We start from the raw sequence: 6,915 nt of genomic DNA, 5'->3' as shown, positions 1-6,915 counted from the left end.
CCCCGCCTCGTCTCGTGGGTTGCGCGCGCCGTCCTGACCCTCTTTGCCGCCCCACGGCCACCACATGACGAGACTCGCCGTGTCGTAAGCGCTTTCCCAAACCAAAGAAGGTCAGGAAGGGCAGCCCTTCAAGAACCCGAAGGACTCCCCCGGCACTACGCGGCCAGCAGACCTCACTCCACGGCGGAGGTGCGCCTACGATTCTGCTGGATCACAAGCACTCCCCGGGGCCGGCACCCTTGGAATCACACGGCCAGGGACCTTCGGCAGGGGGAATGATCCAGCAGAATCCGACACCTGCCCAGGGCATCGCTCTACGATCCAACGTGCAAGCCGACGCGCGCGCCGTCCTGACCCTCTTTGCCGCCCCACGGCCACCACATGACGAGACTCGCCGTGTCGTAAGCGCTTTCCCAAACCAAAGAAGCTCAGGAAGGGCAGCGTCTCCGGGGGTTGCGCGCAAAAGGCAAGGGCCGCCGTCGTACTTCATGAAAAGTAGACGGCGGCCCTCGGGCTTGGGTGCCAGGCCTCAGACTGCGACGGCCTCGCTGATGCGGCGGCGAATTCCGTCGAAGTGACGGTTGAGCAGTTCGGCGGCCGCGAGCTTGTCGCCGGTTGCGACGGCGGTATAGATGCTTCGGTGCATGGCCGCGGTGGCTACAAGATCTTCGTTGTCGGAGCCGATCTCCACGTGGATCTTCCGGTAGACCTTCCAGAAAACGCCCATGAGATTGATGAGGAGCTCGTTGTTCAACGGCTCGAACAGCCGGCGGTGGAACTCAGCGTCGGCGGCTACGAAGTTCTCGCCGGAGGCTGCGAGCTCCTCCATCCGCTTGACGGCCTCTTCGATCAGGGCGAGCTGTTCAGCGGTCATCACATCCATGGAGGATCCGATCAGCCCCGATTCGAGGGCCTGGCGCACGTCCACCAGTTGCAGCGCCTCGAGCCCCTGGTGGCGCAGGGACAAGCGGCCCCGGAACGTCAGGCCGTCGGCGAGCGCCTCGAAGTTGCTCGGGGCGACGAACATGCCAAAGCCGTGGCGGATCTCGATGACACCGAGCGCCTGCAGCACTTTCAGCGATTCGCGCAGGGTGTTGCGCCCTACCCCCAACGCCACGGAGAGTTCATTTTCCGTGGGCAAAGGATCGCCCGCTTCGAGCTCGCGCTCGAGGATCAATTCCATAATGTCCGACTGAAGGGCCCTGAGCCGGGCCTGTGCGCTGAACCGCGCCTGCGGAACGACACCGGAAGTGGTCATGGCTCTCCTTGCAAAAGTACCCCTCCCTGGCCCGGATCCTTTCAGGACCGGGGACAAGGAATCAGTGCAGTGTTAATGTTGAGGTGAGCCTAGCGCCCACCGTGGATATAGTGCTTCGCAACATACAATATCGGATGTCCCATCTCCTTGATAGATGTTCGCCTTTATTTTTCACCGAGCCCCGGGCCCGAATCTCGCAGGGTAAACCGCGGCGCCGCGCCCACCGGCAGCACTCCGGCAGCACCGCCGCGACCGCTCCTCCGGCCACCAGTGATCCAGATCTCGCTTGACGACTTCATGTGACCACCCTTACAGTTTCTTTACGAGCATCGGATGTCCTACATCCGATAACCAGAAAACTTGAATGGTGAGGCATCTTATGAGCAACACGATTAACACCCTGCCGCTGGTCAGCGACGCCAGCCGACGCAACTTCCTCAAGCTGACCGGGGCGATTGGAGCCGCGGCAGCGTTCACGGCCACCCTGTCGGCATGTGGCGGTCCTGCCTCCACCACAACGGGCGCAGCAAACAACACTGCGGCGGTCAACAAGGATCTCACCATCGAAGCAGGCATCTCCTATGCCCTGTCCACGGGTTTCGACCCGATGACGTCCTCCGGTGCCACGCCGCAGGCCGCCAACCTGCACGTCTTCGAAGGCCTCGTGGAACTCCACCCCGCCACCCGCGAGCCTTACAACGCGCTGGCCGCCAGCGACCCCAAGAAGGTCAACGACACCACGTACCAGGTGACCATCCGCGAAGGTGCCAAGTTCCACAACGGCGCCCCTGTCACCACCGACGATGTTGTCTACTCCTTCACCCGCGTGATGGACCCGGCCAACAAGTCCTTGTTCTCCCAGTTCATTCCCTTCATCAAGGACGTCAAGGCCCTCGATGCCAAGACAGTCGAGTTCTCGCTGAAATATCCTTTCCCCGGATTCGGACCCCGAATCTCCGTGGTGAAGGTGGTGCCGAAGGCGTTGGCCTCTGCCGATCAGAAGGGATTCGATGCCAAGCCCGTCGGTTCCGGCCCCTACAAGCTGATTTCGGCAGTCAAGGACGACAAGATCGTCTTCGAAGCATTCGCCGACTACAACGGTCCCAAGCCGGCACTCGCCAAGGGCATGACCTGGCTGCTGCTCTCGGACGCGGCCGCCCGTGTCACGGCAGTCCAGTCAGGCCGCGTCCAGGCGATCGAAGACGTCCCGTACCTGGACATGGACGGGCTCAAGTCCAAGACCCGCGTTGAATCCGTGCAGTCCTTCGGCATGCTGTTCCTGATGTTCAACTGCGCCAAGGCCCCGTTCGACAACAAGCTGGTCCGCCAGGCACTCCACTATGGACTGGACAAAGACGCCATCATCAAGAAGGCCTTGTTCGGCAATGCCAAGGCTGCGTCGTCGTACTTCCAAGAGGGCCACCCGGACTACGTCAAGGCCAAGAACGTCTACGGTTACGATCCCCAGAAGGCCGCGGACCTCCTCAAGCAAGCCGGCGTGAGCAACCTCGAATTCGAGCTGCTCACCACCGATACTGCCTGGGTCAAGGACGTTGCCCCGCTGATGCTTGAATCCTGGAACAAGATCCCGGGCGTCAAGGTCACCGCAAAGAACCTGCAGTCCGGCGCCTTGTACTCGGACAGGGTTGGCAAGGCCGACTTCTCCGTGGTTGCGGCCCCGGGCGACCCTTCCGTCTTCGGCAACGACGCAGACCTGCTCTTGAGCTGGTTCTACTCCGGCGCCACCTGGATGGCCAAGCGCGCCTACTGGACCACTCCGGAGAGCGCCACCCTCCAGGGCCTGATGGACAAGGGCTCGCAGGCCGCAGCCGCCGACGCGAAGAAGATCACCGGCCAGATCGTGGACCTCGTCTCGGACGAAGTCCCGCTGTACCCGCTCTTCCACCGCCAGCTCCCCAGTGCATGGGACGAAAAGAAGCTCTCAGGCTTCAAGCCGCTGCCCACCACGGGACTGTCCTTCATCGGCGTCGGCCGCACGTCCTAGCCACACCCAACTGGCTCGCATTTGTTGTCGTTTAGACGGCTCAAAACGACACTTACTGCGAGTCAGTTGGGCCCCCGCACCAAAGCAACCGGAGAACAAATGGTCATGATATTGCGTCTGCTTGGACGTAGGCTCGCGGCATTGCCCTTGATGATCCTGGGCATCACGCTGCTGGTCTTCCTCGTCCTTCAAGCAGCCCCAGGCGACCAGGCCAGCACGGCCCTCGGCGAAGGCGCCAGCGAGGCCGCCAAACAGCAGTACCGCCAGGACAACGGCCTGAACGATCCCCTGTTCGTCCAGTACTTCCGTTTCCTCGGCAGGCTCCTGCAGCTCGATCTCGGCGTGACCACCCCGCCGTCCAAGTCGGTGGCAAGCATGATCGCGTCTGCCTTCCCGCTAACCCTCCAGCTGACGTTCCTCGGCGTGATCATCGCCGTCGTGCTCTCGCTGGTATTCGGCATCATCGGCGCCCTTTACCGCGACAAGTGGCAGGACCAACTGGTCCGGATCTTCTCCATCGCGGCCATCGCCACCCCGTCCTTCTGGCTTGGCATCCTGCTCATTCAGTGGTTCGCGCTCGGTGACAACCCTCTGTTTCCCTCGGGCGGGATCGCGACGCCGGAGTCCGGCTTCGGCGGTTGGCTCAACTCGATGGCGCTCCCGGCCCTCGCTCTCGGCATTCCGGTCTCCGCTTCCCTGATCCGCGTGGTCCGCACGTCCATGGTGGAGGAACTGGACCGCGACTACGTCCGGACAGCCATTGGCAACGGAGTTCCTTACCGCGAGGTGGTTTCCCGGAACGTCCTGCGCAACGCGCTCGTGACTCCGGTGACCGTGCTGGGACTCAGGATCGGCTACCTCCTGGGCGGCGCCGTCGTGATTGAAATGATCTTCGCCCTTCCGGGCATGGGCCAGCTGATCCTCAACGGCATCACCAACCTGGACGTCAACCTGGTCCAGGGCGTGGTCCTCACCATCTCGGTCACCTTCGTTCTGGTGAACATCGTGGTGGACCTCCTGTACCTGCTCATCAACCCCCGAATCAGGACGGTATAGCCATGCGCAGCAAACTTGCTGAACGGCTCAGCGCCCCGGGCGTCCGCTTCAAGTCCCTCCCGTGGGGATCGCGTTTTGCCCTGTTGTTCCTCGTCGTCATCGCCCTGGCAGCCATCTTCGCTCCGGTCCTCGCGCCACACGACCCCCTGGAAACGTTCATCCTGCGCAAGCTCCGGACGGCGACCACTTCTTCGGCACCGACCGCCTGGGCCGCGACGTCTTCTCCCGGCTCCTTTACGGCTCACAGTCTTCGCTCATGATCGGCCTCGGCGCAGTGGCCCTTGCGATCGTCGTCGGCGCCGTGCTTGGCTCGCTCGCCGCGACGTCCAGCAAGGCCGTCAACGAGATCGTCATGCGCCTCATGGACATCCTCATGGCGTTCCCGGGCATCGCCCTCGCGGCCGTGCTCCTGGCGGCGTTCGGCAACTCGGTGCCCACCATCATTGTCGCGATCGCGATCATCTACACCCCGCAGCTCGCCCGCGTGGTCCGCGCCAATGTGCTCTCCCAATACGGTGAAGACTACGTCCGCGCCGAACGCGTGATGGGCGCCGGCCGCGCCTACATCCTGCTCAAGCACATTGTCCGCAACACTGCGGCCCCGGTGCTGGTTTTCGCCACGGTCATGGTGGCCGACGCCATCATCCTCGAAGCATCGCTGTCCTTCCTCGGCGCCGGTGTGCAGGATCCCGCGCCGTCGTGGGGCAACGTGATCTCCTACGGCCGCAACCTGGTCCTCTCCGGCGGCTGGTGGGCAACCACCTTCGCCGGCCTCACCATCCTGCTCACCGTGCTTGCGCTGAACATCCTCGCCGAGGGGCTCACCGATGCCATGGTGAACCCGAAGCTGCGGAAGGCGCCGGTCGTGAAGGACGACGACGGCGCTGCCGCTGCCTTTGCGGGCGCCGCGGTGGCGGGCGCCGCCGTCGATACCGAGATCGCGACGTCAGTAGCCCAGTCTTCCGTGGTGGAACAGCACGAGCTCGACGGCGTTCGCGCCGCCAACGGCGATCCGCTCTCCGAAGAGGACTACGCGGCGTCCGTCCTGAACGATCCGAGGCTCGCAGCAGAGAATCCGCATGCCCTACTGGATAAGGAACTCGAGCTCCTCGCATCCATCGAGGCCAAGCGCACGGACAGGCTCCCCCAGGTCCCCGCCGACGCCAGGAACGTTCTGGAGGTCAAGAACCTGTCCATCCGCTTCCCGGGCCGCTTCGGCGAGACCGCGATTGTGGACAACGTCTCCTTCACCGTCCGCGAAGGCGAAACCATGGGCCTGGTGGGCGAATCCGGTTGCGGCAAGTCCATCACGTCCCTCGCGATCATGGGCCTCCTGCCAAAGACCGCCGAGATCACCGGTTCCATCGTCTTCGATGGCAAGGAACTCCTGGATTCCGGCTCGAAGCACAGCAACAGCAAGGCCTACCAGGGCCTGCGCGGCGAACAGATCGCCATGGTCTACCAGGATGCGCTGAGTTCGCTCAACCCATCCATGAAGATCAAGGAACAGATGACCCAGCTGACCAGGCGCGGCGGCCGCAAGACCCCTGCCGAGTTGCTGGAAATGGTGAAGCTCGATCCCGTCCGCACCCTCGCCAGCTACCCGCATGAGCTCTCCGGCGGCCAGCGCCAACGCGTCCTGATCGCCATGGCGCTCTCCCGCTCGCCGAAGATCGTGGTGGCAGACGAACCCACCACCGCCCTCGACGTCACCGTCCAGAAGCAAGTAGTGGAGTTGCTCAACGAACTGCGTGAACAGCTCGGCTTCGCCATGGTCTTCGTCAGCCACGACCTCGCCCTGGTTGCCTCCTTGGCGCACCGGATCACGGTCATGTACGCCGGCCAGGTGGTGGAATCCGCACAGGCTTCGGAGCTCCTGCAGAACCCGCGGCACGAATACACGCGCGGTCTGTTGGGCGCGGTCCTTTCGATCGAAGCCGACGCCGTCCGCCTCCACCAGATCCCAGGCACCGTCCCGTCACCGCGCGATTTCGCTCCAGGCGACCGTTTTGCGGCGCGTTCGTTGAGGCCCGACGCCGACCCGAACCAGCAATTGGTCCTCGCCGTTGTTGAACCCGCCGGCGGCGGAGCAGACCGGGACCACTACTGGGCCAGCCACTTGAAGGAGGACGCAAAGTGAGTGTTTCAACCGGCAAACCGGTCATCGAGCTCAAAGACGTCAAGGTCCACCACCGGGCGCGCACGGGCGGCCTCTTCCGGCCCAACATCGTCAAGGCAGTCAACGGCGTGGACTTCAGCATCAGCCGGGGCGAAACGGTCGGCATCGTCGGCGAGTCCGGCTGCGGCAAGTCAACGCTCGCGTCAGTGCTCGTGGGACTCCAGGCCCCGACGTCGGGCCAGGTGCTCTTCCACGGCAAGCCGGCCATCAAACGCAACGCCCGGATGCGCAAGGAGTTCGGACGCGCCGTCTCCGTCGTCTTCCAGGACCCCGCCACGGCCCTCAATCCGCGCATGACCATCCAGGACATCCTCACCGATCCCCTACAGGTTCACGGCATCGGCAACGCCGCGTCGCGCTCGACCAAGGTCAAGGAACTGCTGGCCCTTGTTGGCTTGCCACAATCGGCGGCCGAGG

General features: G+C 63.7%; 4 protein-coding genes and 1 pseudogene. 4 read left to right on the top strand and 1 reads right to left on the bottom strand.

Annotated features, from left to right (window positions below):
• Positions 1-529 precede the first annotated feature (529 nt).
• Positions 530-1,258, bottom strand: a complete 729-nt coding sequence (locus AHiyo1_RS11280; protein ID WP_059388626.1) for a FadR/GntR family transcriptional regulator — start codon at positions 1,256-1,258, stop codon at positions 530-532.
• 364 nt (positions 1,259-1,622) lie between these two features.
• On the opposite strand from AHiyo1_RS11280, the gene AHiyo1_RS11275 reads away from it, so the two are divergent.
• The 4 genes and pseudogenes from AHiyo1_RS11275 to AHiyo1_RS11260 form a co-directional block, all read left to right on the top strand.
• Positions 1,623-3,263 (top strand): ABC transporter substrate-binding protein, encoded by a 1,641-nt coding sequence (locus tag AHiyo1_RS11275; RefSeq protein ID WP_059388625.1) that lies wholly within the window; start codon positions 1,623-1,625, stop codon positions 3,261-3,263.
• Between the two features lie 99 nt (positions 3,264-3,362).
• Positions 3,363-4,319 carry an ABC transporter permease gene (locus AHiyo1_RS11270; protein WP_059388624.1) on the top strand — a complete coding sequence of 319 codons (957 nt, stop codon included), beginning with the start codon at positions 3,363-3,365 and terminating at the stop codon, positions 4,317-4,319.
• Positions 4,320-4,321: 2 nt separating this feature from the next.
• Positions 4,322-6,459 (top strand): annotated as a pseudogene (locus AHiyo1_RS11265) (dipeptide/oligopeptide/nickel ABC transporter permease/ATP-binding protein).
• On the top strand, positions 6,456-6,915 hold a 460-nt coding region (locus tag AHiyo1_RS11260), incomplete at its 3' end, for an ATP-binding cassette domain-containing protein (protein WP_113990639.1). The pseudogene AHiyo1_RS11265 and the gene AHiyo1_RS11260, both read left to right, overlap by 4 nt.

It is taken from the genome of Arthrobacter sp. Hiyo1, from assembly GCF_001263615.2.
In the GTDB taxonomy this organism is placed as follows: domain Bacteria; phylum Actinomycetota; class Actinomycetes; order Actinomycetales; family Micrococcaceae; genus Arthrobacter.
The sequence above is the reverse complement of the archived record's forward strand: the minus strand, read 5'-3'. Positions and strand labels throughout refer to the sequence as shown.